Genomic DNA, 24998 nt, shown 5'->3' on the forward strand with positions numbered 1-24998 from the left:
CGCCCTACCCCAGCCCCCCCTTGGATGAAGACACGCTACCCGGCCGTATCCGCATCCTTCGCATTCCCGATCCTCCTCCGCGCCGCATGTCTGGCCGCGCTGCTCCTTGTCGGGCAGCGGACGCTTGGGCAGGCCTACCCCATGTTCAATGGCGGTGCCACGGCCTGCACCGGAGCGTTCCTTGACAGCGGCGGGCAGGGCGCTGGCGGCTACTCGAATAACGAGAGCCTCACTTACACCTTGTGCCCTGACGCACCCGGAGGCGCCATCTCGCTGAACTTCCTCACCTTCAACCTGAGCACTGCGGGCGCTGCGCCGATCGATTTCATGGCGATCTACGACGGGAACAGCACCGCTGCCCCGCAGCTGGGCACATGGACCGGCAATGGCCTCCAAGGGCAGGTGGTCTCCGCCTCGGCCGGGAATTCCACCGGCTGCCTCACCATTGTCTTCCAGTCGAATGGCACGGGCACCGGGGTCTTCGCGGCCTCCATCACCTGCTACCAGCCCTGCGCACGTCCCACCGCTGCAGCCACGCACGGCGCAGCCAATCCGCAGCTGATCTGCCCAGGCGAGAGCGTGACCTTCAACAGCGCCGCGTCATCCGCGGCACCCGGATTCTCCATCGCCAGCCGGCGTTGGGATTTCGGGGACGGCACCGTGCTCAACAACGCGCCCGCCTCGGTGGCACACACCTATGCGCAGCCTGGCGCCTACACGGCCCAGCTCTATCTGCTCGACAACAACGGATGCGCCAGCACCAACCTCGTCGACCTGGTGACCATGGTGGGCACGGCGCCCACCTTCGGGGGAACGAACGGCACCCTGACGGGCTGCGTGGGCGAGACGCTCTGCTTGAATGGCGCGGTGCAGGGCACCACCTGGACGGAATCGCCGGCCCCCAACCTGGGAAGCGGCGTGTTCCTTCCCGACAATGTGGGCGAGTGCTTCGAGAGCACCATCACCTTCAATCAGTTCCCCCCGGGCTCCACGCTCACGAACGTCAACGGGCTCCTCTCCATCTGCGTGGACATGGAGCATTCCTTCCTCGGTGACCTGATCATCAACATCATCAGCCCCACGGGCCAGACCGTGACCCTGCACCAACAGGGCGGCGGCGGCACCTTCCTAGGCATCCCGGTCGACAATGACCTGCAGCCCAACGCGCAAGGGACCTGCTGGAACTACTGCTGGATCCCGACTGCGACGAATGGCACCATGGCCGACAACGGACAGGCCACGCTGCCGAGCGGCAACTACGAAAGCCTGAACAGCCTGGCCGGGCTGGTGGGCTCGCAGCTCAATGGCACCTGGACCTTCCAGGTGTGCGACATGTGGGCCTCGGACAACGGCTTCGTGTGCAATTGGGGCATCGACTTCAATCCTGCGCTCTTCGACGACCTGATCGCATTCACCCCGGTCTATGGAACTCAATGCGACAGCAGCTATTGGACCGGACCCAACATCACGAGCCAGGGCGCCGACTGCAATCAGGCGTGCGTGACGCCCGTCGCTCCCGGCAGCTACGACTACGTCTATCATGTGACTGACAACTTCGGCTGCACCTACGACACCACCCTCACGGTGACGATTACGCCGGCCCCGCAGGTGAATGCCGGACCGGACGCGAGCACCTGCAACACGCCCGTGCAACTTGGAGCGAGCGTGGTCGGCGGCGGATTCCCCACGAATTGCTCCTACACGCTCACGCTGTATGACAGCTTTGGCGATGGCTGGACCGGCCTCTTCGGCATTGGGTCGAACGGATCGAGCGTGACCGTAACGGTGAACGGCACCCCGTACAGCTACTGGCTGAATGGCGGCTCGCAGGCCAGTGTGGGAATCCCCGTGTCCAGCGGTGCAACCATCGTGGTGAGCTATACGGCCGGTTCGCTCTACAATGGCGAGCAGTCGTTCACGCTCTTCAATGGCACGGGCGGCGTGGTGTACGCTTCGCCGCAAGGGCCCGGCAGCGGTCAGCTCTGGAGCGGTGCGGCCAATTGCCCTGGCGGCAATTTCGTGTACAGCTGGTCTCCCGCAACAGGCCTGAGCGATCCGAACATCGCGAATCCGATTGCCACCGTGGGGGGCACCACGCAATACTGCGTCACGGTCCATCAGGTGGGCCACCCCCTCTGCACCAGTACGGATTGTGTGACCATCACGGTGGACAACCTTGTGGATCCAGGCACCAATGCCAGCGTGGCTGCGTGCAGCAACGGTGCGGCCACCAACCTCTTCGCGCAGCTTGGCGGAACGCCGACCGCAGGAGGCACATGGACGGCCCCTGGCGGCGGTGCGCACAGCGGCACTTTCCAGCCGGGAGCGGACGCTCCCGGCATCTACACCTATACGGTGGGCGGTGCCGGCGCCTGCGGGGCTCCCCAGAGCAGCACAGTGAACGTAACCGTGTATCCGTTGCCGAATGCCGGCACGAGCACCAGCCTCGCCGTGTGCAGCACCGATGCCGCTCAATCGATGTTCGCCTTGCTGGGTTCCGGCGCGGAGGCCGGCGGCACCTGGAGCGGTCCCTCGCCGGTGCCGGGAGGCAGCTACAACCCTGCAACGATGGATCCGGGTGTGTACACCTACACGGTGAATGGTACAGCGCCATGCCCGAACGCCACCGCAACAGTGACGGTGACGGAAAGCGCGCCACCCGACGCCGGTAGCGATGCAACCATCACGCTGTGCAGCACGAGCGCTCCTTTGGTGATGGTGACCCAGCTTGGGGGCAGTCCGGACGGATCAGGTACCTGGACGGATCCCGGTGGCGCGAGCACCAGCGGCGGTTTTGATCCAGCTGCAGACCTGCCAGGCATCTACACCTATACGGTAGCCGGGACGGCACCCTGCCCAAATGATTTGGCCACGTTAACCATCAACATCAACGCCCCGCCTGATCCGGGGACCGATGGCTCAATCGCCCTCTGCGCCACCGATGCGCCCGCTTCGCTCTTCGCGCAGCTCGGAGGTGCTCCCGATGCCGGCGGCACCTGGAGCGGGCCGAGCGCAGTGATCGGTGGCATGATCGACCCGGCCACGATGAGCGCGGGTGTCTACACCTACACGGTGGACGGCACGGCGCCCTGCCCCAGCGAGCAGGCCTCGGTGACCGTCACGATCAGCACGCCGCCCAACGCCGGCACCGATGGCAGCATCACCCTCTGCGCCACCGATGCGCCCGCCTCGCTCTTCGCGCAGCTCGGCGGCACGCCCGATGCCGGCGGAACCTGGAGCGGGCCCAGTGCGGTGGTCGGCGGTATGATCGACCCGGCAACGATGAGCGCGGGCACCTACACCTACACGGTGAACGGCACGGCGCCCTGCCCCAGCGAGCAGGCCTCGGTGACCGTCTCGATCAGCACGCCGCCCAACGCCGGCACCGATGGCAGCATCACCCTCTGCGCCACTGATGCGCCCGCCTCGCTCTTCGCGCAGCTCGGCGGCACGCCCGATGCAGGCGGAACCTGGAGCGGGCCCAGTGCAGTGGTCGGCGGCATGATCGACCCGGCCAACATGAGCGCGGGCACCTACACCTACACGGTGAACGGCACGGTGCCCTGCCCCAGCGAGCAGGCCTCGGTGACCGTCTCGATCAGCACGCCGCCCAACGCCGGCACCGATGGCAGCATCACCCTCTGCGCCACCGATGCGCCCGCCTCGCTCTTCGCGCAGCTCGGCGGCACGCCCGATGCCGGCGGAACCTGGAGCGGGCCCAGTGCGGTGGTCGGCGGCATGATCGACCCGGCCACGATGAGCGCGGGTGCCTACACCTACACGGTGAACGGCACGGCGCCCTGCCCCAGCGAGCAGGCCTCGGTGACCGTCTCGATCAGCACGCCGCCCAACGCCGGCACCGATGGCAGCATCACCCTCTGCGCCACCGATGCGCCCGCCTCGCTCTTCGCGCAGCTCGGCGGCACGCCCGATGCCGGCGGAACCTGGAGCGGGCCCAGTGCAGTGGTCGGCGGCATGATCGACCCGGCCAACATGAGCGCGGGCACCTACACCTACACGGTGAACGGCACGGCGCCCTGCCCCAGCGAGCAGGCCTCGGTGACCGTCTCGATCAGCACGCCGCCCAACGCCGGCACCGATGGCAGCATCACCCTCTGCGCCACCGATGCGCCCGCCTCGCTCTTCGCGCAGCTCGGCGGCACGCCCGATGCCGGCGGAACCTGGAGCGGGCCCAGTGCGATCACCGGCGATATGATCGACCCGGCAACGATGAGCGCGGGCACCTACACCTACACGGTGAACGGCACGGCGCCCTGCCCCAGCGAGCAGGCCTCGGTGACCGTCTCGATCAGCACGCCGCCCAACGCCGGCACCGATGGCAGCATCACCCTCTGCGCCACCGATGCGCCCGCCTCGCTCTTCGCGCAGCTCGGCGGCACGCCCGATGCCGGCGGAACCTGGAGCGGGCCCAGTGCGGTGGTCGGCGGCATGATCGACCCGGCAACGATGAGCGCGGGCACCTACACCTACACGGTGAACGGCACGGCGCCCTGCCCCAGCGAGCAGGCTTCGGTGACCGTCTCGATCAGCACGCCGCCCAACGCCGGCACCGATGGTGCCATCACGGTTTGCGAGACCGATGGAGACTTCGGGCTATTCGCGTTGCTCGGCGGCTCGCCAGAGCCCGGCGGGACATGGACCTTTGGAGGCGCAGCGCACAGCAGCACATTCACGCCGGGTACCGATGCGGCTGGAGCCTATGCGTACATGGTTGCTGGCACAGCGCCCTGCCCTGCTGCTATCGCGGCCATTACGGTCACAGTGAATGCGATGCCTGACGCGGGCATCAGTGGCGGACTCACGCTATGCTCTTCCAGCCCGTCAACCCCGCTCATGAGCGGCCTGAATGGCACACCCGATTCCGGTGGCTTTTGGACCGCTCCCGGGGGTGGCCCCGCTACCGGCACGTTCACGCCAGGCGCTAGCTCGACCGGGGACTACACCTATACGGTGAATGGCATCGCTCCATGCCCAACCGTGTCGGCCACGGTGACCGTGAGCGTTGTGACCAATCCCGATGCGGGAACACCGGGCAATGCCACACTGTGCACCAGCGATGCACCGATCCTCCTCTTCAGCCAACTCGGCGGAGCACCCGACGCCGGCGGTAGTTGGAGCGGGCCCTCTCCTGTGGTCGGCGGGCAGTACGATCCGGCAACGATGAGCCCCGGCGTGTACACCTACACCATCGCGGTGCCGCCACCCTGCGTGAACGCCAGCAGCACGGTCACCATCACCGAGATCGCGCCGCCCAACGCGGGCACCGATGGCGCACTCACCCTCTGCATCAGCAGCCCGGCGGCATCGCTCTTCGCCGCGCTCGGCGGCGGTGCGCAGCCCGGCGGCAGCTGGAGCGGGCCTTCAACGGTGGCCGGTGGGCTCTTCGACCCGGCGACGATGGCCGCCGGTGTGTATACCTACACGGTGAACGGCACCACGCCCTGCCCCAGCGACCAGTCGCAGGTGACGGTGACCGTGGTGAGCGCGCCGGATGCCGGAACGCCCGGCAACGCCACGCTCTGCGCAACCGATGGCGCAATCGACCTTTTCACCGAACTCGGCGGAACACCTGATGCGGGCGGCAACTGGAACGGGCCCTCTCCTGTGGTCGGCGGGCAGTACGATCCGGCAACGATGAGCCCCGGCGTGTACACCTACACCATCGCGGTGCCGCCACCCTGCGTGAACGCCAGCAGCACGGTCACCATCACCGAGATCGCGCCGCCCAACGCGGGCACCGATGGCGCACTCACCCTCTGCATCAGCAGCCCGGCGGCATCGCTCTTCGCCGCGCTCGGCGGCGGTGCGCAGCCCGGCGGCAGCTGGAGCGGGCCTTCAACGGTGGCCGGTGGGCTCTTCGACCCTGCGACGATGGCCGCCGGTGTGTATACCTACACAGTGAACGGCACCACGCCCTGCCCCAGCGACCAGTCGCAGGTGACGGTGACCGTGGTGAGCGCGCCGGATGCCGGAACGCCCGGCAACGCCACGCTCTGCGCAACCGATGGCGCAATCGACCTTTTCGCCGAACTCGGCGGAACACCTGATGCGGGCGGCAACTGGAACGGGCCCTCTCCTGTGGTCGGCGGGCAGTACGATCCGGCAACGATGAGCCCCGGCGTGTACACCTACACCATCGCGGTGCCGCCACCCTGCGTGAACGCCAGCAGCACGGTCACCATCACCGAGATCGCGCCGCCCAACGCGGGCACCGATGGCGCACTCACCCTCTGCATCAGCAGCCCGGCGGCATCGCTGTTCGCGCAGCTCGGCGGCGGTGCGCAGCCCGGCGGCAGCTGGAGCGGGCCTTCAACGGTGGCCGGTGGGCTCTTCGACCCTGCGACGATGGCCGCCGGTGTGTATACCTACACAGTGAACGGCACCACGCCCTGCCCCAGCGACCAGTCGCAGGTGACGGTGACCGTGGTGAGCGCGCCGGATGCCGGAACGCCCGGCAACGCCACGCTCTGCGCAACCGATGGCGCAATCGACCTTTTCGCCGAACTCGGCGGAACACCTGATGCGGGCGGCAACTGGAACGGGCCCTCTCCTGTGGTCGGCGGGCAGTACGATCCGGCAACGATGAGCCCCGGCGTGTACACCTACACCATCGCGGTGCCGCCACCCTGCGTGAACGCCAGCAGCACGGTCACCATCACCGAGATCGCGCCGCCCAACGCGGGCACCGATGGCGCACTCACCCTCTGCATCAGCAGCCCGGCGGCATCGCTGTTCGCGCAGCTCGGCGGCGGTGCGCAGCCCGGCGGCAGCTGGAGCGGGCCTTCAACGGTGGCCGGTGGGCTCTTCGACCCAGCGATGATGGCCGCCGGTGTGTATACCTACACAGTGAACGGCACCACGCCCTGCCCCAGCGACCAGTCGCAGGTGACGGTGACTGTGGTGAGTGAGCCGGACCCCGGCGGCCCCGGCTACCTGACCATCTGCGCCACGGATGCACCGGATGACCTCTTCAGCTACCTCGAAGGCTCGCCGGACCAAGGCGGCATTTGGACTGCGCCGAACGGAACGAGCACCAGCAGCATCTTCGACCCTATCACGATGCCGGGTGGCGTTTACACCTATACCATCGTGGTGCCGCCACCTTGTGCCAGCGCGAGCAGCACGGTGACCGTGGATGTGATCGCTGCACCTGATGCCGGACTGGATGGTGCCGCGACACTCTGCCTCACCGGAGCGGCACAGGACCTCTTCACCCTGCTGGGCGGAACACCGCAAGCAGGAGGAGCGTGGAGCACGAGCGCCGGCGCCCCCTTCAGCGGAACCTTCAACCCCGCCGCCGATGCGCCGGGCGCTTTCACTTACACTGTAGCAGGAACGGCACCCTGCCCGGCCGACGTGGCGAGCGTGACCATTGCCGTGACGCAACTGCCCAACGCTGGAAACGATGCCATCCTGAACCTGTGCATCGTGGGAGACCCCGTTGACCTGTTCAGCGCACTTGGCGGTGCCGACCCGGGCGGTGCTTGGAACGGACCCGGGGGCGCTTCATCGGGCATGTTCTCGCCGGGTACCGGCACGCCGGGCAACTACACCTATACCGTCGCCGGCTCACCGCCCTGCCCGGAAGCCTCGGCGACCGTTACGGTGAACGTTCTCGCCAATGCGGATGCCGGAGGCGATGGCTCAGTCACACTCTGCGGCAGCGATGGCCCGGTTCCGCTCTTCGGCCTGCTGCAGGGAAGCCCGGATGAAGGAGGGTCGTGGTTCGCCCCGGATGGAGCGCCGTCGAGCGGCAGCTTCGACCCGGGCACGAGCCCTGAAGGCATCTATTCCTACATCCTCTACGTGCCTGCGCCCTGCACGAATGACACCGCGCACGTGGTGATGGACGTGGTGGAACCAGTGAGTGCGGGTACGGCTGGGAGCGCAACCCTGTGCTCGAACGCTCCACCGCTCGCACTCTTCACCGCCCTGGGAGGCTCACCGGATCCCGGTGGCTCATGGTCCGGCCCCATGGGCGTTACCGAGGGCAGCTTCGACCCGCAGAGCGATGCACCCGGCAGCTATACCTACACCGTGCTCGCCACAGCGCCCTGTCCCAACGCCAGCGCTGATGTGCTCGTCGACGTGAACCCGCTGCCCGATGCTGGCACTAACGGCTCCATCACACTGTGCCCGGAGTCCTCACCCATCGTGCTCTTCTCGCTACTCGGCGGTACGCCCATGCCCGGTGGCGCATGGACCGCTCCTGATGGCCAGCCCAGCAACGGCATATTCGACCCTGCCACCAGTCCGCAAGGCGCCTACACCTATACCGTCACCGGCCTTGCGCCGTGCCCGAACGCGGTGGCCAGCTCCACCGCAACGGTGTTCCTGATCGCCCCGCCGAATGCCGGGCCTGACGCCGTCACCTGCACGCTCGAGTTCAACCTGAGTGCCACCGGCAACTGGGCCAGCGGCTCTTGGAGCGGCCCCGCAGGCATCACCTTCTCCGAACCCACTTCACCGACGAGCAGCGTGACCGCCGGCGCGGGTGGCACATATACGTTCACCTGGAACGTGCTCTCGAATGATGGCTGCGCTACGCAGGACCAGGTGTCCATCACCTTCACCGATGCCATCCTGCCGGCAGTTGCGGCAACGGATGCCATCTGCAACGGCGCGTGCAACGGCACGGCCAGCGTGGCGGCAACAGGAGGGAACGGCACTTACAGCTACGCCTGGTCGAACGGCATCGCTGGGAATGCACCAATGGCAGCGGGCATCTGTGCGGGCTCGTACAACGTCACCGTGCTTGACGTGAACAACTGCTCAGCCTCGGCACCCTTCACCATCGGCGAGCCGGTAGCGCTCGTGATCGATGCCATAGCCGCCACGGACGAGACCTGCCCGGGCACCTGCGATGGCAGCATCACCATCACCGATCCTGAAGGGGCGCTCTACAGCATCAATGGTGGCGCGTACCAAGGCGAAGGGCTGTTCACAGGGCTCTGCCCCGGCGCCTTCACCATCACCATGCTCGATGCCAATGGCTGCTCCGCAAGCGGCATCGCCAGCATCCTTTCCCCGGCGCCGGTGGTGGCCGGCTTCACGTACTCCCCAGAGACGCTCGTAGTGACCAGCGCCACCGCTCAGTTCACCAATGCTTCGAGCCAGAATGCGGTGGCCTTCCATTGGGACTTCAGCGGGCTGGGCACCAGCGCATCCGTCTCGCCCGCGTTCACCTTCCCCGGCGGGCTGGGCGACAGCTACATGATCTGCCTCACGGCCTACGATGCCAATGGCTGCTCCGATACCCATTGCGAACCGGTGGAGGTGCTTGATGCCTTAACGGTGCATGTGCCCAATGCCTTCACGCCGAACGGCGACGGGTTCAACGATGACTTCATGCCGGTCTTCAACCTGCCGCTGCTCGTGCGCGACTATGAGTTCATGATCTTCGACCGCTGGGGCGAGCGCATCCACACCACGGATGCCGTGCATGAACCCTGGAACGGCGCCTACAAAGGTGAACTGGTCGAAACCGAGGTGTACGTGTGGAAGCTGAAGTGCTTCAACCGCCTCACCAACGAGCTCATCGAGCGAACCGGTCACGTGACGGTGCTGAAGTAAGCCACCCGTCCGCCAGGGGATCCGTTGCACCACGCACACTGCAGCGGCCGCAGGCATCCCGCTCGTCCGGTGCGCGGGCCCAGCCCAGGTGAGGCGCACGCGGCGCAGGGGCAGCCTCCATGAACGCGAACGCCCCGGTGGTCCCGGGGCGTTCGGTGCGGCCTTGGGGGCCCCTCAGACGTCAAGCTTCGCGTACACCGCGTTCTTCTCGATGAACTCGCGGCGCGGGGGCACCTCGTCGCCCATGAGCATGCTGAAGATGCGGTCGGCCTCGGCACCGTTCTCGATGGTCACCTGCCGCAGGGTGCGGCGGCTGGGATCCATGGTGGTCTCCCAGAGCTGCTCGGCATTCATCTCGCCCAGGCCTTTGTAGCGCTGCACATTCACCGTGGCCTCCTTGCTGCCGGCCTTCATGCGCTCGATCACCGCATCGCGCTCCGCCTCGTTCCAGCAATAGACCTGCTCTTTGCCCTTCTTTACCAGGTAGAGGGGGGGCGTGGCGATGTAGAGGTAGCCGCTTTCGATCAACGGCTGCATGTGCCGGAAGAAGAAGGTCATGATCAGGGTCTGGATGTGGCTGCCATCAACATCGGCGTCGCACATGATCACGATCTTGTGGTAGCGCAGCTTGTCCATGTTCAGCGCCTTGCTGTCCTCATCGGTACCGATGCTGACTCCAAGCGCGGTGTAGATGTTCCGGATCTCCTCGTTGTCGAGGATCTTGTGCTGCATGGCCTTCTCCACGTTGAGGATCTTGCCCCGCAGCGGCAGGATGGCCTGGAACTCGCGGTTGCGGCCCTGCTTGGCTGTGCCGCCGGCCGAGTCGCCCTCCACCAGGAAGAGCTCGCTCTGGCTGGCATCCTTGCTCTGGCAGTCAGCGAGCTTACCGGGCAGGCCGCCGCCGGTGAAGGCGCCCTTGCGCTGCACCATCTCCCGGGCCTTGCGCGCCGCGTGGCGGGCGGTGGCCGCCAGGATCACCTTCTCCACGATCTGCTTGGCATCGCGGGGGTGCTCCTCCAGGTAATTCTCGAGCATCTCGCTCACGGCGATGTCCACCGCGCCCATCACCTCGTTGTTGCCCAGCTTCGTCTTGGTCTGCCCTTCGAACTGGGGCTCGGCCACCTTCACGCTGATCACAGCGGTGAGGCCCTCGCGGAAGTCGTCACCGCTGATCTCGAATTTCAGCTTGGCCGTGGCACCGCTGCTGTCCGCGTACTTCTTCAGGGTGCGGGTGAGGCCGCGGCGGAAGCCAGCCAGGTGCGTGCCGCCCTCGTGCGTATTGATGTTGTTGACGTAGGAGTGCAGGTTCTCGTTGAACGAGTCGTTGTAGACCATGGCGATCTCCACCGGGATGCCCTGCTTCTCCCCCTCCATGTAGATCACGTCCTCGATCAGCGGGACGCGCGTGCCGTCGAGGAACTTCACGAACTCCACCAGGCCCTTCTCGCTGTAGTAGGTCTCGCTCACGAAGCTGCCGTCCTCGTTGGTGCGGCGCTCGTCGGTAAGGGTGAGGCGGATGCCCTTGTTGAGGAACGCCAGCTCGCGCAAGCGGGCGGCCAGCGTGTCGAAGTTGTACTCGCTCACCTGGAAGATGCTCAGGTCGGGCTGGAAGGTGACGATGGTGCCCCGGTAGTCGGTGGGGCCAATCTCGCGCACCGGGAACTGGGGCTTGCCCTCGCTGTACTCCTGCTCGTACTTCGTCCCGTCGCGGTGCACCTCGGCGCGCAGGTAGGTGCTCAGCGCATTCACGCAGCTCACGCCCACACCGTGCAGGCCTCCGGAGACCTTGTAGCTGTCCTTGTCGAACTTGCCGCCGGCATGCAGCACGGTCATCACCACCTCCAGGGCGCTGCGGCCCTCCTTGGCGTGCATGTCCACCGGGATGCCCCGGCCGTTGTCCTTCACCCGGATGCCGTTGGTGGGGGTGATGCTCACCTCCACCGTGTCGCAATGGCCGGCGAGCGCCTCATCGATCGAGTTGTCCACCACCTCGTACACCAGGTGGTGCAGGCCCTTCACGCCGATGTCGCCGATGTACATGGCCGGGCGCTTCCGCACGGCCTCAAGCCCCTCCAGTACCTGTATGCTGTCGGCTGAATAGCTCGCCGCCGCCTTCTTCTTCTCGCTCATTTCCAGTGTGGTCTCAGACATGGTTCGAATGGTCAGGATGCCCCTTTTCCAAAGGCTCCCAAAGGTACCCTTTCGCCTGCGCCTGACGGGGGTGTTTTCCCAACAGGGACGCGGGCTTTGTTGATAATTAACAGCCCGCCAGGGCTTGCTTTTCCGGGTCGATCGCTATGCGTCAATGACCGGTGCGACGGCGGCCTCAGAAGGCATAGGTCGCCCCCACCATCAGCAGCCCCCGCTGGACGGGGTGGCGGTACCAGCGCTCGTACTTGCTGGCGGTGAGGTTGCTGGCATCGAGGAAGAGGCTGAGGCGCTTGGTGTAGCGGTACTCGGCCCCGATGTACAGGTCCAGGAAGCCATCGAGCTCGGTGCGGGTGCTGGTGAGGAGCACGCCAGGGTCCGTGCCCGGCTCGGCTGCGCGGAAGGCGGGGCGGCGCCCAAGGAAGAGCGCCTCGCCCTTGAGGATGAGCTTGTCGCGCAGGCTGTAGCGCGCCGCGAAGGCGAGGCGGTAGGGCGGCAGGTTCCAAGGCTCTTCCTGCACCCTCACCGTGTAGGTGTACACGTCGATCCGGGCGCTGAGCCGCAGGTCGCTGATGCGGCTGTAGGTGAGTTCGCCGCTCAGGTCCAGGATCTCCACCTCGTCGTAGACCACCGCCATACGGTCTCCGTAGGGCGGGTTGGGCACATTGATGAAGAGCACGTAGTTGTCGTGGCCGCTGAAGCTGGCGCGCACATCGAAGCCCAGGTTGTTCATGAAGCTGCCGCGCAGGCCGCCGTAGGCGTCGAAGAGCTTGCTGGTGTTGGCCAGACCGGGTGCGGGCCCCAGCCAGGGGTTCTCGCGGGTGAGGCTCCGGAAGCTGTTGCGCCGGCGCTCGCCCTCCACGCCCACGTAAGGCACCAGGATGTTGTCGAAGAGGGCATAGTGCGCGTAGGCCTGCGGGAAGAAGTGGAAGGTGGTGCTGCCCATGGCGTCGAGGTACATGCCCACGCCAGCCTTCACGAAATACCTGCGGCCCACCGTGCGCACGCTGGGCGTGAGGCCCAGCAGGGTCCCGTTCTGCCTGAACTCGCCGAGCTGCCCCAGGTCCGCGCGGTAGGTGTTGTTGTCGATGAGCAGCCCGGCATGGTAGTACTCGCTGTGCTCCTGCTTTCCCGCCTCGGCCAGCACGCGCACGTTGGTCTCACGGCTGCCGGACAGGTTGCTGTAGGTGTGCACATCGAGCCCCACATCGTGCGAGATGCGGCTGCTGTCCTCGTAGAGGCTGCGCACGCGGCCGGCGAACCCGATGTCGTTGTAGTACTGCCGAAGCCGGTCCTTCGGGGGGTCGGGGGCGTTCTGGATGACGCTCTCGATGCTGTCGTTGCTCGGGTAGCCGTAGTAGCTGATGCGGCGGCGGTCGTAGGTAAGGCGGCCCGAGGCCTCATTGTCCGCGATGATGTGCCGGTAGTAGCCGTCGATGCTGTTGTGGCTGTATCGGCTCGGCCCCACGTCATCGAGCCCGCCGTTGCTGCTCATGTGCTTGAGGTGGATGCCGTAGCCGTTCTTCCGTGAGCGCCCCTGGTCGTAGTAGAGCTCACCCAGCGGCGTGGCATACAGGCCGAAGCCGCCCTTGAGGTAGCCTTTGTAGAGACGGGCCTGGGCCTTCTCCACGGAGAGCCGCGCGGCCGCCAGGCTGTCCACCCGCGGCGCGATATCGGCCTTGGCCGGCAGCAGGGCGTAGTTCACCGGCAGGTTGGGCAGGATGGTATCGATGCCCTCTGGGCGCAGGTCGATCTTCTGCGCATCGATGAGCGTGGGGTTGTAGATGCCCTGGATCACGTACTGGCCCTCGGTCTGGGCGAGCACGGCCAGGGGCAGCAGGGCCGCGAGGAGGAAGGTGGTGCGCTTCATGGTCTATCGGCCGTCGCTGCCGGGCATGGGGATGGTGAGGTCGTCGGAGCCGGGCGCCTGCTGCTCGCGCGGGACCTGGCTGGCGTTGATCGCATCAAGGCGCTGTCGGGCCTCGGCCACCAGCTCCGGCTCACGGCAGTTGTCGATCACGCTCTGCAGGGTGGCCCTGGCCTGGAAGAGGTCGTCGAGCTGCACGTACACATCGCCGAGCAGAATGAAGGCCTTTGCCTTCCAGAAATCGTGGCTCGGGAACTTCTGCGCGAGCTCGAACACCTCCGTCTCAGCCTTGCGGTACTGGGCCTGCAGGTGGCGGATGTAGGCCATGTTGTACTTGGCCTCGGCGCCGCGCGCGGTGGTGCTGCTGGCGGCCACGGCCTTGAACCTGGCATAGGCGGCATCGAGGTCGCCCTTGTCCGCCAGGCTGCGGGCGATGAGGATGTTGGCCTCGCTCTTCAGGTCGGCATCCGCATGGGCATTGGCCGCCACCTTCTCGCCGGCAGCGGCGGCCTCGGCGGTGCGGCCCAGCTCGCGCAGGCAGCGCATCTGGCCGGCCTGTGCCACCAGGGTGTTCTGGGGCGAGGCGGCGATGGGCTCCAGCCGGCTGAAGTGGTCCAGCGCGCCCTCCCACCGCTGGTCGCGGAAGAGGATGTCGGCGGCCATGGCCGAGGCGCTCTCCATGAACTGTGCGCCGTTGCGGCGGATCACCTCCTCCAGGTCGGGCAGCGCCTGGTCATAGGCGCCGGCTCGGTAATGGCAGTCGCCGCGGTAGTAGAGCGCATTCAGCACGTAACCGCCATTGGGGTACTTGCCGATGTAATCGCCGAAGGCGCCGACGGCCTGCGGGCACTTCTCCTCGAAGTAGAGCTTCTCCGCGCTCTGGTAGTACTTCTCATCGAACTCCAGCGTGCCGGGGTCCACGAACTTCAGCGTCCGCACGTAGGCCTCGTACTCGCTCACGCGGCCCAGCTCCACGTAGATGTTCTCCAGCCCGGAGAGCGCATCGCGCGCACCGTCCATGGTGGGGTACTTCTCCACCACGGCCTTGAAGCCCGCGATGGCCTCCTCCGTACGGCCCTGGCGCTTGTGGATGAGCGCAGCCTGCAGCATGGCCTGGCGCACCAGGGGGCTGTTGGGGTGCAGCCCTGTCACCTGCGTGTAGTAGCTAAGCGCCTCGCCATCATCGCCCTGCACGATGAAGGTCTCGCCGAGCTGGAACTTGGCATCGGCGGCATAGCGCGAGTTGGGCATCTCTGCGAGCAGCGCGCGCAGCGTTGCGATCTTCTCGGGGTAGCGGCGCAGGAGGCCCTGGCATACGCCCTTCTGGTACATGGCGTAGTCACGGTCGGGCGATCCGGTGCGCATGGCATCGTCATACCACTTCACCGCCTGCTCGTTGTCCTTGAGGGCGAAGTAGCAGTCGCCCGTACGCAGCATGGCATCTGCGCGCTGCCGCGCCTCGCCCCGGCGTGCCTGCACGTAGCGGCGGAAGGACACGGCCGCCTCATCGTACTGCTTCTGCTTCAGGAACACGTAGCCCATGCCATAGCCCGCCTGCTCGTAGAGGTCGGTGGAGTAGGCGCCGGGCGCGTTGCGGAGGTCGTCGTACTTGCGCAGGGCCGCCGCGTAATCACCCTTGCCGTAGTAGCTCTCCGCCATCCAGTAGTGGGCGCGGGCATTGATGCCTTGGTTGGCGGGGTACTTCAGGGCACGCTCGAAGAAGAGCGCCGCATCGGCATACTTGCGGCCCTCGTAGAGCTCCACGCCGCGGTTGTAGGCCAGCTTCTGGTACGCCTCGCGCAGCCGCAGGTCCTTGTTCTGGATCTCATCGAGCGCGGCCAGGGCGTCCTCATAGTTGCGTGTCTTCAGGTACACGTTGAGCAGGAACTCGTAGGCCTCGTCGCGCCGCGGCGTATCGGGATAGGCGCGCAGGTAGCTCCGCAGGGCGGCGATGGCCTCGTGATAGGGGTCGAAGCTGAGCTCATAGGCGAGCTTGGCGTACTGGAAGAGCGCATCCTCCGTCACCTTCGGATCCTTGCCGATCTCGTACGCCTTCTTGAAGGCGTTGCGCGCGTAGTTCTTCTCGTTGAGCTTCAGGTAGCAGTCCGCCATGTGGTAGCTGGCCAGTTGGGCGAGGCTGTCGGCGCCGTTGGCCACCACGTTCAGCTCGGCCAGGGCTTTCGGGCAGTCGCCGGTCCGGTAGTAGGCATAGCCGAGGATGTAGCGGTCGCTGCGGTCCACCCCGGCGCGCTGGGCGCTCTTCTGCAGGTAGGGCAGCGCTGCGGCATAGTCGCCGCGCCGGTAGTTGGCCTCTCCGGCCAGCCGGTTGATCTCCGGCAGGCGCTTGGTGCCGGGCTCCGGGTCGTTGAGCAGGGGCTTCACGTACTCGGCCAGCTCGTCGTACTTGCCCTGCACGAAGAGGATCTCGGCGATGTATATGGGCGCGAGCTTGGCGAAGTCGGGGTTCTGCTCCAGCCGGCGGAAGCCCTGCAGGGCGGTCTCGTGATTGCCGCGCTCGTAGTGGATATGCGAGGCGTAGTACAGCGCCGGGGCACCGAAGAGGCCGCTGCTGTCCTTCACCTGGGCGAACTCGGCCAGGGCCTTCTCGCGGTCGTCCTGCTGGAAGAAGGCGTAGCCCCGCTTGAAGTGGTACTCCTCCGCATCGGCGGGGGAGAGCTGGGTGCGGTCCACCTGGTCGCTCCAGGCGATGGCGTCCTTCCAGTCCTTCTGGTTGAAGCTGTGGCGGAAGAGCTCGAGCTTCACCAGCGGCACATGCAAGTCCTCGGGGTGCTCGCTCATGAAGCGCTTAAGTCGGTAGCCGGCATCGTCGTTGAAGAGGCGCACGCTGCACAGCGCCACATGGAACTCGGCCTCGGTGCGAGCGGGGTCGTGCGGGTCCCCGATGCGGTCCACAACGCGCTGGAACTCGTACTGGGCGGCGCCGTACTTCTCCTTGGCGAAGAGCTCCAGGGCGTTGAGCAGGTCGGCGTCGCGGTGGTCGTAGTGCGCCGGCCGCTGGGCCATGGCCATGGCAGCGGCGAACAGCAGGGGGAGCAGGGCCAGCACGCGCTGGCGCGGCCGCCGGTGAGGGTGCATCATCAAGCGATCAAAGTTCTTGGGGGCACGGTCGGGCGGGGCGTCGCGCGGGGCCGTACTTATCCACGCGCGCCTGTTCACCTGCGACAAGCATCGGGCCAAGGGCATAACGCGGGCGGCCCGGGCCGAATTGCCACCTTTGGGGCTTCCCTGCACGCCCATGTCCGACGCCCCCGTCATCCAGCTCAACGGCGCACGCATCTTCCAGCGCGAGAACCTGGTGCTCAACAACGTTGACTTCACGCTCTACAAAGGCGAGTTCGTCTTCCTCATCGGCCGCACGGGCAGCGGCAAGAGCAGCCTCATGCGCGTGCTCTACGGCGATGTGCCGCTCACCGAGGGCGAGGGCTTCTGCTGCGGCTTCGACCTGCGCAAGCTCAAGCGCGCCCAAGTGCCCTACCTCCGCCGGAAGATCGGCATCGTTTTCCAGGACTTCCAGCTGCTCAGCGACCGCACGGTGAACGAGAACCTCTTCTTCGTGATGCGCGCCACCGGCTGGACCGACCGCAAGGCCATGGATGCCCGCGCGCAGGAGGTGCTGGAGAAGGTGGGCCTGGCCACCAAGGGCTACAAGATGCCGCACGAGCTCAGCGGCGGCGAGCAGCAGCGCGTGAGCATCGCGCGTGCGCTGGTGAACGACCCCGAGCTCATCCTCGCCGACGAGCCCACGGGCAACCTCGACCCCGAGACCACCGCCGGCATCCTCGACCTGCTCTTCGCCATCAGCCAGACCGGGCGCAGCGTGCTAATGGCCACGCACGACCACGCGCAGATGCACCGATTCGGCTCGCGCGTGGTGAAGTGCGAGGAAGGGAAATTGCTGGAGCTGAGCGCGGCGGGGGCGGTGTGATCACCGCAGCAGCGCCACGATCCGCACCGCGTTCCTGCGGTTGCTGAAGCGCTCCTCCAGCACTCGGGCGCGCAGCTCCAGCGCCTGGCCGTTCGCGGGCCGGCCCATGCATGCCAGGATGCTCTCGCGCATGCTCCTCGGGTCGTCGTGCACATGGCAGAGTGATTCAAGGCCGGTGCCCTCCACCATCGGTGTATTGCACACGACGTGGCGCCCGTTGAAGAGGCAGAGCAGCAGCTTCAGCTTGATGCCCGTGGCCTGGAAGGTGGGCAGCACGTTCACTTGCGCACTGCGCACCAGCGCATGGATCTGATCCGTGGAGATGCCCTCGCGCAAATCCACGCTTCGCTGCCCGTTCGGCAGCTTCGGCGCCTTGGCCACCGCACGCCTCAATTCCTTGCTGGCGTCGCTGCCGGCGATGACGAGCTTCACCGGCAAGCCATCGAACACCTTCTGCACGAGATAGAGCGCCGCCTGGTCGTTCTCCGCCACGCCCAACGCGCCGTGGTAGAACGCGAAGTCCCCGAGGCCGTCGGGCACCTCCACCTTCTCGCTGGCGTGAAAGGCCGGCACGTGCGTCACGTTGTGGAAGTGCGATTCGAAATACGCCTCGTCCTTGGGCGAGATGGCCAGCACGCGCGTGGCCTCGGCCAGCACCGGCTCGAAACGCGCGAGCTTGTGCGCCTCGTTGATGAAATAGGTGCGCCGGAAGGTACTGGTGGCGGCCTTTGCCAGCGCACCGTAGTAATCGTGCTCCACGTTGTGCGCACGCACGATGCGGATGCGGTCCACCAGGCGCGGGTCGCCGAGGTGGTAGCAGCAGTGCAGGCCCTCGAAGAGGATGGGGTGGTCGTCCTGCAGCAGGCGCTCCATCAGCGCATCGCTCCTCCGGCTCACCACCACGTAGGGGAGCGCATTGAAGAGCTGGAGCTTGCCCAGGTTGCGCGGGTAGTAGTGCACGCTGACGCAGAACCGTTCCAGTTCCTTGGCGCGCGGACGGCCGTACTGGAAGCAGTGCAGGTGCACCTTCACGCCCAGATCGGCCAGCGCCCTGGCCTTGTAGTACACGTCGATCACGCCGCCATAGCTGGGCGGGGCGGGCACGTCGAAGCTGACGATATGTAGGTGCTTATCCGCCAACGCTTTGCAAGAAGGCCTTCAGCGCTTCCTTCTCGCGCTCGCCATCCAATTCCGCGGCGGCGAAAATAGCCTTCAATCGCAAGGCATCACGGCGCGGGCGGTCGGGTATCAGGCGGCGCACCTCGGCCGCGATCAGTGCGGGCTCCGCACGCGGGATAACCACGCCCGCCTCATACCGGCGCACGATGCCCGCCACCTCGGGCAGGTCGGTGACCAGCGCCGGGATGTGCGCCCGGAAATAGTCGAAGAGCTTGTTGGGCAGGCTGTAGCGGTAGTTGAGGCTGGTGTCCTTGTCCAGTGAGAGGCCGAGGTCGGCGTTGCGCGTGTATTGCATCATGCGGTCGTAGGGCATGCGCGGCAGCAGGCGCACGCGCTCGGCCAGGCGGTGCTCCTCCACCAGACGCTCCAGCACGGGCCAGGCGTCGCCACCGCCAATGACAAGCAGCAACGCCTCCGGCAGCTCCCGCATGGCCAGCACGGCCTCCTCCCCGCCCCTGTCGACATTGATGCCGCTGCCCTGCAGGATGAGCACGAAGCGGTCGGCGGGCAGGCCCAGGTCTCGCCGCGCAGGCAGCGGCCCCAGGTCGCGGTGCATGGGGATGTTGCGCACCACCTCCACCGGCACGCCATAGCGCTCGCGGTAGGCCATGGCGATGCTGCCGTTCACCGTGATCACGTGCTTCAGCCGGGGGAGGATCCAGCGCTCCAGCGCCAGCCATGCGCGCCTTGCCAAGCGCCCCTGCAATTCGGGCACCTCGGTGAAGTACTCGTGGCTGTCGTACACCAGCGCGCGCTTCCCTTTCGCGAGGTAGCAAGCCAGCAGGGTGTCCAGGTCATTGGCCACGAGCACGCCCGCGCGCGTGAAGAGCAGCAGGAGGAGGAGCCGCAGGTTGTACTCGGCATAGAAGAGCGGCCCCTTGCGGAAGAGCAGCCGCATGCGCTTCGTGGCGTATGGCCGCTGCAGCGGAAGGCTCTCCGGCAGCTGGCGGCCCACCAGAAGCACCTCGTGGCCGAGCTCGCGCAGCACCACGCAGGTGCGGTGCACGCGGTTGTCGGTGCTGAGGTCGTTGGTGACGCAGACGATGGCGCGCATGGGCGGTTCCGCAGTGGCGGTGCGCACAAAAGAACGGCCCAGAGGGGGACTCCGGGCCGTTCTTCCGATTCGCTGCGCTCTACCGCCCCACCTTCACGGCACGCTTCACCAGCGGCTCGCCATCGAGCAGCAGGGTCACGTAGTACACGCCGGGGGCCAGATCAGCCGTGGTCCACTCGTATTGGAACTCGCCCGCTGCGCGCTGGCCTTCGCTCAGCACCCGCAGGTCGCGGCCATCGGAGCTGTTCACCAGCAGCTGCATGCGGCCCGCGCGCTCCAAGGTGCAATGGAGCGTGGTGCGGTCGGCGAAGGGGTTGGGCGCGATGCGGAGCAGGCGCTCCTGGGCGGGGCTCAGCCGCTCATCCGCAGCGCCTGAGCGCTGATCGGCGTCCGTGGGGCCGGCTGCGCAGCAGGCCGCCAATTGGGCCGCAAGCTGCGCGAGCTGGGCCGACTGAGCGGCCACCTGCTCCTCCAGCGCCTGCATGCGCTGGCTGCTTGCCTGATAACCCGCCACAAGGTGGGGCACCAGGCCCGTTAGGTTGACCGCCTTGAAGGACCGGGCCGGCCTCACCACGCCGCCGGTGGAGTCCAGCTCAGCCGGAACCGTGGCATTCGTCACCAGCTCCGGGAACAACTGCTCCATCTCATGGGCCAGCACGCCCGTGTGCTGGCCGCCGGGCAGGCCCAGCTCAGGGAATTGCTCCTGGTTGTAAGCATAAGTATGAACCGGCAATGCCGCCAGGGCGTTGGAGACCGCCGTCACATCCGCATCAGCCACGCCCGTCTTCACCGCCTGGTCCGATAGGCCATAGGTGGCCTGCGCGAACACCCGGCCGTTGAACCAACCCGCCCATTGCACCCCCGGGTGCAGCACGCTGGCATAGAACGCATACACGGTGGTGTCGGCGTATGGTGCGTCCAGCGTGGCCCGCACGCCGAAGAGCTGGGTGGCCGCATCGCCCGTGCCCACATCCAGCTTGGCGCCGTAGGTCTCGGCACTGGTGGACCCGTTCTCCACGATGATGTCCGCCTTCATGCCGTAATTGAACAGGTTGGCCGTGGACTCCTTGATGCGGTTGTGGGCGAAGTAGCAGGCGTTCTCGCCGGTTGCATTCCAGGCGAGCGAATACACCCCGTGATTGCCCGGGCTGCCGCCGATGACCACGGCATCCACGCCCCGCAGGATGGCCCCGGGCTTGGTGCCCTGCATATCGAACTTGGCGGCCGTGGTGATGTTGGAGCCAACCGGATCATGGTGCTGCACCAGGAGCTTCTCCGCATTCGCACCGGCGCCGATGCCCACCGTGTTGTGGTCGCCAGGGCAGCCCGACGGATTGAACTGCGAAGCGATGTACATGTTGAGCGCCCCAGGGCCGTTATTGTAGCCCCACGTGCAGCCGGTACCGCCGGTGGTGACCGGGAAGGTGGAGATGCGGCGCCAGTGGATCCGGCCGGTGGTGTCCACCACCAGCACGCGCGTGATCGTGTCGTTGTTGTAATCAGGTATCAGCCTCCGGAGGCGGATCGTCCGGTTGAGCACCTCCAGCCGCTCCTCCGGCTCGGTGATGGCGCCGCCGCTGAGCAGGTTGCCCGCGTAGTAATCGCCGATGCCCACGAAGGCCTGGTCCGACCGGGCGGGGAAGATCCGCATGGCCTCCAAGCCCTCCTGGCTCCCAGCGCCAGAGGGCACGCCCATGTAGGCACTGGTGAAGATGAACCGCAAGCGGTCCTTGAAGGCCACACCAGGGTTGTCGCTCCAATGCAGCACCATGTCCGTGTTGTCCGCTCCATTCGCCTTCTGCCCCAGGTACCCATGGTCGCGGTTGCCCGTGAAGGCGATCCCGTTGCGCATCCAGGGCCGGTGGCTGCCCTGCTGCGGAGTGGTGCCATCGCTCAAATGCAGCCGGCTGAAGGCGCCCGGATTGCCGTTCCAGATCGTACCCGTGGGGCAAAGGCCCAGGTAGCCGCTCGCATCCTGTGGGGGGAAGGCACCGATCGTCGTGGTCCACGAGGGGTTCAACCGCATCCGCTGGATCGCGTTCGTGTACCAGTCGATCGGAAAATTCCCATCATGCCGAACCTCCAAGGCCTGCGGCGTTAGGGCATCCCAGCCCAAATGGTCCCCTGTCCCTCCATTGTGGCCCAGGATTGAACTCTGTCCCTGTGCATGGCTCGCGCCCAGCACCAATGCACCCCATATGAGGTGCCTGTAACTTCTTGTTGTAAACATGTCCTTTCGTGTTTGTTGTTCTTCGAAAGGACCGGAACGATGTTACCCTATTCAGCCAGTACGAACTTGTGTACTTCCGTGCGCCCACTCCACTCCAAGCGCAGCACATACGCGCCACGCGCCCATGCACCAACGGGCAACACCCAGCGATCACTTTCCACCATACCGTGCCAGACCACGCGCCCTACGGCATCCATGGCCACCAGCCGCGCCCTAGTGCGCCGGCCCACCACCAACTGGTCGTGTGCCGGATTGGGGAACAGCACCGGGCTGTCGGCTCCTTCCTCACCCACGCCCTGCCCCAGATCGCAACCCGCCGGATTGGGCGATACGCACACCGCATCGATCAAGGTGTAACCGCGCGGATACCAAGGGAACACTGAATTCGGGTCCGCAAAGTGCAGCGTATCCGTAAGGGCATTGCTGAAGAAGTTGCCGATCATCAGGTACTGGTAGGCGCTGTCCGCCGCAAAGCTGCCGCTCACCAAGGTCCAGCCCACCGTATCGGTCAGCACCTGCGTGTAGCGCACATGCGCTTGGTTCAACGCTGCCGGGTAAGGATCGCCCCCATTCCACTGCCCGTTATAGGTGGTGAAGAGCATGCCCACGTTGCTGTTGGCCAACCAGATCTGAGGATACTGCGCATTGCCCCCAAAGGCGGCATTCATCCGGAAACTGCAGTAGTAGGTCTGGCCCACCGCCATCGGCTCCAACAAAGGCACCATGATCCATTCGCGCTGTTCGCTCGATCCGTCGGTGTGGTAGGTGAATATCCCGACGCATGAATTGCCTTCGTAGGGTTGTTGGTAAGTCCAGAGATTCATTGGTATCCCATTCACCGATCCATATGGCAAACAGTTTTGCAGATGGTCTGGAGTGAGGAAGGCGCTATACCAATCTTGCAGAGCACCCAACCCGAGTGTGTGCCAGCAGCTATCCGTCTCCTCGAACCCCGGGTTGGGCACCAGGTTCTGGGCGTGTGTGGTGTAGGGTATGCAGAACGCCGCCGCCACAAGCACCGCAGCGCGCATGAGGTCATGCCGGTCGTGGGTCGTGATGGAGGTGTTCATCGCGTTCGTGTTCTTGTTCGTATCGGCCGGGTAGCACCCTTCGACTAGCTCAGGGTAGCATCGTCCCGGTCCTCTTCCGCTCCTTTCAGGTCCTTGGCCGTCGCGGGCTTCGGCAAGGCTCCGCCAAAAGACCGTGTATGCACGGCCCGGTGCTGCCTGGGTGGCTCGGCGGTGGCACCTTATCTTTGCAATGCTCTGTTTCGTTTACCTATTCACCTGGGTTGAGTGGGACATGAGTAACCGAGGCCCCTGGTGTTCCTAGCACCGGGGGCTTCTCTATGGTGGCCTTTGCAGGCCGCGTCATTGTAGAGAGAGAGAGAGAGAGAGAGAGAGAGAAAGAGAGAGAGGCGATAGCACGCCACACGCGCATCGCTGCCCGTTCAATGTTGGCTCTGCGTTGGGAACGGATTGGAATATGCCTTTGCGCTCCATGGCACTGATGGGCTGAAAATAGCTATTCATGGGTAAATAACAAATCGCGGTCGAAGCCGCTCAGGCCCGGTTCTCCTCGCGGCCATCATACCGATGTACACGGAGTGCGGCATGGAAGGCGCCGATGCCCACGAAGGCCTGGTCCGACCAGGCCGGGAAGATCCGCATGGCCTCCAAGCCCTCCTGGCTCCCAGCGCCAGAGGGCATGCCCATGTAGGCACTGGTGAAGATGAACCGCAAGCGGTCCTTGAAGGCCACACCCGGATTGTCGCTCCAATGCCGGCGGCTGGAAAGATCGCCGGCCCAATCGCCCACGCGGCCCCATCCGCTGCCGGCATCTTCATCCGCCGTCTGTGCACAACAGGTCCGGACACGCCCTGAGGCAGGGTAGTCGGACCGTTAATCTTGCAGCGCATGCAGCTGATCGCCCACGCCGACCTGAGGCCCTTCAACACCTTCGGCATCGCCGCGCGGGCCGAGCGGCTGGCGCGCTTCGCCGACGCGGACCAGCTCCGCGCCCTGCTGGCGGCGCCGGAGCTCGCCGGCATGCCGCGCCTGGTGCTGGGCGGCGGCAGCAACGTGCTCTTCACGCGTGACTACCCCGGTGCCGTGCTGCTCAATGAGGTGCCCGGCATCGCCGTGGAGCGGCGCACCGACGACCATGTGTGGGTGAAGGCCGGCGCCGGCGTGGCATGGCATGCCCTGGTGATGCATGCGGTGGCGCAGGGCTGGGGCGGCTTGGAGAACCTGAGCCTCATCCCCGGCAAGGTGGGCGCCGCGCCGATGCAGAACATCGGGGCCTACGGCGTGGAGATCAAGGATTGCTTTGAACGGCTGGAAGCGCTGCGCGTGAGCGACGGCGAGCTGGTGACCTTCCACCGCGCCGATTGCAGCTTCGGCTACCGCGAGAGCTTCTTCAAGCGCGAAGGGCGCGACCGCTTCATCATCCTCAGCGTCACCTTCCGGCTCACCCTGCGCCACCATGCGCTCCGCACCGCCTACGGCAACATCCGGGACGAGCTGGCGCGCCGCAGCATCACCGCCCCCACCATCCGTGATGTGAGCGACGCGGTGATCGCTATCCGCCGCAGCAAGCTGCCCGACCCCGCTGTGCTGGGCAATGCGGGCAGCTTCTTCAAGAATCCGGTGGTGCCTGAGGCGCTGGCCCGGCGCATCAAGGCCGCGCATCCCGATGCCCCCACCTACCCTGCGGGCGAGGGGCTGGTGAAGCTGGCCGCAGGCTGGCTCATCGAGCAATGCGGCTGGAAGGGGCGGCGCATCGACGGCTGCGGGGTGCACGAGCGACAGGCGCTGGTGCTGGTGAACCATGGCGGCGCCACAGGCAGCCAGGTCTGGGACCTCAGCGAGCAGGTGCTCCGCAGCGTGCAGCAGCGCTTCGGCGTGGAGCTGGAGCGCGAGGTGAATGTGATCTGAATGGCGGAGGCCGGCCGCCCCGTTCATGCGGAGCGGCGAATGCC

Annotated in this window: 11 protein-coding genes; 3 read left to right on the plus strand and 8 right to left on the minus strand. The window is 66.1% G+C overall.

Annotated elements, in window-relative coordinates:
• The first annotated feature begins 24 nt into the window (after positions 1–24).
• Positions 25–9594, plus strand: a complete 9570-nt coding sequence (locus QY325_09615) for a gliding motility-associated C-terminal domain-containing protein (GenBank protein WKZ65020.1) — start codon at positions 25–27, stop codon at positions 9592–9594.
• A gap of 174 nt (positions 9595–9768) precedes the next feature.
• Here QY325_09615 and gyrB read toward each other — a convergent pair whose 3' ends face one another.
• The 3 genes from gyrB to QY325_09630 all read right to left on the minus strand — a co-directional run bounded on the left by gyrB (position 9769) and on the right by QY325_09630 (position 16708).
• Positions 9769–11724 carry a DNA topoisomerase (ATP-hydrolyzing) subunit B gene (gyrB, locus tag QY325_09620; protein WKZ67973.1) on the minus strand — a complete coding sequence of 652 codons (1956 nt, stop codon included), beginning with the start codon at positions 11722–11724 and terminating at the stop codon, positions 9769–9771.
• A gap of 196 nt (positions 11725–11920) precedes the next feature.
• Complete coding sequence (locus QY325_09625; protein ID WKZ65021.1) at positions 11921–13612, minus strand: hypothetical protein; 1692 nt, start codon at positions 13610–13612, stop codon at positions 11921–11923.
• A 3-nt stretch (positions 13613–13615) separates the two neighbouring features.
• Entirely contained in the window at positions 13616–16708 is a 3093-nt protein-coding gene (locus QY325_09630) for a tetratricopeptide repeat protein (protein ID WKZ65022.1), read from the minus strand.
• A gap of 157 nt (positions 16709–16865) precedes the next feature.
• Here QY325_09630 and QY325_09635 point away from each other — a divergent pair, with 157 nt between their 5' ends.
• Entirely contained in the window at positions 16866–17555 is a 690-nt protein-coding gene (locus QY325_09635) for an ATP-binding cassette domain-containing protein (GenBank protein WKZ65023.1), read from the plus strand.
• Here QY325_09635 and QY325_09640 read toward each other — a convergent pair whose 3' ends face one another.
• The 5 genes from QY325_09640 to QY325_09660 all read right to left on the minus strand — a co-directional run bounded on the left by QY325_09640 (position 17556) and on the right by QY325_09660 (position 23835).
• Entirely contained in the window at positions 17556–18659 is a 1104-nt protein-coding gene (locus QY325_09640) for a hypothetical protein (protein WKZ65024.1), read from the minus strand.
• A 25-nt stretch (positions 18660–18684) separates the two neighbouring features.
• Positions 18685–19788: a glycosyltransferase family 4 protein gene (locus QY325_09645; GenBank protein ID WKZ65025.1), complete on the minus strand. Its 1104-nt coding sequence runs from the start codon at positions 19786–19788 to the stop codon at positions 18685–18687.
• A 79-nt stretch (positions 19789–19867) separates the two neighbouring features.
• Positions 19868–21874 (minus strand): tail fiber domain-containing protein, encoded by a 2007-nt coding sequence (locus tag QY325_09650; protein ID WKZ65026.1) that lies wholly within the window; start codon positions 21872–21874, stop codon positions 19868–19870.
• A 191-nt stretch (positions 21875–22065) separates the two neighbouring features.
• On the minus strand, positions 22066–23088 hold the full coding sequence (locus QY325_09655) for a hypothetical protein (protein WKZ65027.1): 1023 nt from the start codon (positions 23086–23088) through the stop codon (positions 22066–22068).
• Between the two features lie 492 nt (positions 23089–23580).
• Positions 23581–23835 carry a hypothetical protein gene (locus tag QY325_09660; GenBank protein ID WKZ65028.1) on the minus strand — a complete coding sequence of 85 codons (255 nt, stop codon included), beginning with the start codon at positions 23833–23835 and terminating at the stop codon, positions 23581–23583.
• Between the two features lie 99 nt (positions 23836–23934).
• Here QY325_09660 and murB point away from each other — a divergent pair, with 99 nt between their 5' ends.
• A complete protein-coding gene (gene murB / locus QY325_09665) occupies positions 23935–24954 on the plus strand; it encodes a UDP-N-acetylmuramate dehydrogenase (protein WKZ65029.1) in 1020 nt (339 codons plus the stop codon).
• Positions 24955–24998: the final 44 nt, after the last annotated feature.

Source organism: Flavobacteriales bacterium (assembly GCA_030584065.1).
In the GTDB taxonomy this organism is placed as follows: Bacteria; Bacteroidota; Bacteroidia; order Flavobacteriales_F; family PHOS-HE28; genus PHOS-HE28.

Coding starts and splice junctions, on each gene's coding strand:
- murB (WKZ65029.1), top strand. CDS start 23,935: ATGCAGCTGATCGCCCACGCCGACCTGAGGCCCTTCAACACCTTCGGC.
- gyrB (WKZ67973.1), bottom strand. CDS start 11,724: ATGAGCGAGAAGAAGAAGGCGGCGGCGAGCTATTCAGCCGACAGCATA.
- QY325_09615 (WKZ65020.1), top strand. CDS start 25: ATGAAGACACGCTACCCGGCCGTATCCGCATCCTTCGCATTCCCGATC.
- QY325_09630 (WKZ65022.1), bottom strand. CDS start 16,708: ATGATGCACCCTCACCGGCGGCCGCGCCAGCGCGTGCTGGCCCTGCTC.
- QY325_09635 (WKZ65023.1), top strand. CDS start 16,866: ATGTCCGACGCCCCCGTCATCCAGCTCAACGGCGCACGCATCTTCCAG.
- QY325_09625 (WKZ65021.1), bottom strand. CDS start 13,612: ATGAAGCGCACCACCTTCCTCCTCGCGGCCCTGCTGCCCCTGGCCGTG.
- QY325_09645 (WKZ65025.1), bottom strand. CDS start 19,788: ATGCGCGCCATCGTCTGCGTCACCAACGACCTCAGCACCGACAACCGC.
- QY325_09655 (WKZ65027.1), bottom strand. CDS start 23,088: ATGAACACCTCCATCACGACCCACGACCGGCATGACCTCATGCGCGCT.